The 1,566-nt window shown below is 69.7% G+C and carries 4 protein-coding genes; 2 read left to right on the top strand and 2 right to left on the bottom strand.

Annotation, left to right across the window (positions count from 1 at the left end; genetic code table 11):
* Positions 1-57: 57 nt before the first annotated feature.
* Positions 58-297 carry a type II toxin-antitoxin system Phd/YefM family antitoxin gene (locus ACN4EK_RS32595; RefSeq protein ID WP_431662601.1) on the top strand — a complete coding sequence of 80 codons (240 nt, stop codon included), beginning with the start codon at positions 58-60 and terminating at the stop codon, positions 295-297.
* Positions 294-683 (top strand): type II toxin-antitoxin system VapC family toxin, encoded by a 390-nt coding sequence (locus ACN4EK_RS32590; RefSeq protein ID WP_431662600.1) that lies wholly within the window; start codon positions 294-296, stop codon positions 681-683. Before ACN4EK_RS32595 ends, ACN4EK_RS32590 begins: the two co-directional genes overlap by 4 nt.
* A gap of 6 nt (positions 684-689) precedes the next feature.
* Here the strand turns inward: ACN4EK_RS32590 and ACN4EK_RS32585 are convergent, their stop codons facing one another.
* Both ACN4EK_RS32585 and ACN4EK_RS32580 read right to left on the bottom strand, forming a co-directional pair.
* The gene (locus ACN4EK_RS32585; RefSeq protein ID WP_431662599.1) at positions 690-872 is read right to left on the bottom strand and encodes a hypothetical protein; all 183 of its coding nucleotides are present in this window, start codon (positions 870-872) and stop codon (positions 690-692) included.
* Between the two features lie 86 nt (positions 873-958).
* Positions 959-1,566 (bottom strand): hypothetical protein (locus tag ACN4EK_RS32580; RefSeq protein WP_431662598.1); only part of this gene is annotated, 608 nt, incomplete at its 5' end.

Genomic DNA, 1,566 nt, shown 5'->3' with positions numbered 1-1,566 from the left:
GGGCTCGGAGATGTTTATAAGTGACAGTGGCTAAGTTGACCAAGCAAGGAAAAGTCGATGATCTACAACGTCCACACCGCCAAGAGCCAGCTCTCGAAGCTCATCGACGCCGCCCTCGCGGGCGAGGAGGTCGTAATCGCCAAGGGCGCGAAGCCCGTGGCGCGGCTCGTGGCGATCCCGCAAACCGGATTCCGTCTGGGTATCCTCGCCGGCAAGGTCGGCGCTACGCCGGACTTTCTGGAGCCGATGTCCGAACGAGACCTCGCGGCCTGGGAAGGCGGGGACGATCCGGCGTGACCGGGATTCTCCTCGACACGCACGCCTGGGTCTGGTCGATGATCGACGTCGCCCGTCTATCGGGCCCGGCGCGCACGGCCATCGAGACGTCGCCGATCGTCTACGTGAGCCCTGTCAGCTTCTTCGAAATCGGCCAGAAGGCCAGGCTCGGCAAGTGGCCGGAGATCGCGCCTTTCGGGCGCCGTCTGCCTGACCTGTTACATGAGCAGGGCGGCATCGTCGCGCCCTTCACGCCCGAGATCTGCATCGAAGCGTCCCTGATGGAATGGCAGCATCGAGACCCGTTCGACCGGCTCCTCGCCGCGACTGCGCGGACGCTCGACATCCCCCTCGTCTCGACGGACACCGCTTTCGCCGAGGTCCCGACGCTACGGCGCTTGTGGTGAGGCGCCTCAGAGGTAGTTGACGAGCGAAAGCCGCGCGAGGAGCGAGGTGGTCTGGTAGCTCGCCTGAAGCCGGTTCTGGAGCGCGAGCAGCTTCGCCGCGACCTCCTCCATCGGCGCCTCCTCGATCCCGCCGAGCTGGTCGCGCAGGATCGCCTCGGAGGCCTTGTGCCGCTCGACGGCGTTCGCCATGGCGGCCTGCGCCGTGCCGAGTTCGACGCCGACGTCGGCGATGGTCTGCTGGCCGGGCGCCGGCGTGAGGTTGCCGGCGACGCGGCTCAGCGCAGCCTCGTAGCGCGTGCGGTCGCCGTCGCTGAAATCGTCGGCGGCCAGCGTGGCGAGCTGCGAGAGGACCGCGTGAAGCCCTGCTCGTTGGCCTGCGCGCCGACGGAGACCGAGCGGCCCTCGTCGATGCGCACGCCGGCGGTCGAGCGGGCGAAGGCCGGATCCTGCGCATCCCCCGAATACCAGTTGGCGGGCGTGGCGAAGAAATCCTCCGAGGCCTGCGCCGCCGAGGCGGCGGCGAGCGCGCCGGTCGCCTTGGCGCCGACGGCCGCGCCCAGAGCCGCCGAGATGTTGGCGGCAGTCGCCGCCTCGTCCGCGCCGATCGTGAATTCGCCGGCGCCGGGCGTCGCGGAATTCGTCGCAGTCAGCGTGATCGTCTCCTCGCTCCCGTCGGGGAGAGCGAGCGTGACGCTGAAATTCGCGCCCGACGTCGGCATGGAGGCGACGGTGATGGTGGCGGAGCCGGCGCCCGGCGCGAAGGGCGCGATCGTGATCGCGCCGCCGGACGAGGCCGCCGACTGGAGCTGGAAGCCCTGGGCGCCCGTCTTCGTCAGCGTGACGCTCGCGCCGACCGCCGGGCCGGTCTCGAGGAAGCCCGTAT

Origin of the sequence: Pantanalinema rosaneae CENA516, from assembly GCF_050753385.1 — a bacterium.
Taxonomy (GTDB): domain Bacteria; phylum Cyanobacteriota; class Cyanobacteriia; order Leptolyngbyales; family Leptolyngbyaceae; genus Pantanalinema; species Pantanalinema rosaneae.
This window is presented reverse-complemented; position numbering and strand designations above follow the sequence as displayed.

Coding starts and splice junctions, on each gene's coding strand:
- ACN4EK_RS32585 (WP_431662599.1), bottom strand. CDS start 872: ATGGCGAACGCCGTCGAGCGGCACAAGGCCTCCGAGGCGATCCTGCGC.
- ACN4EK_RS32595 (WP_431662601.1), top strand. CDS start 58: ATGATCTACAACGTCCACACCGCCAAGAGCCAGCTCTCGAAGCTCATC.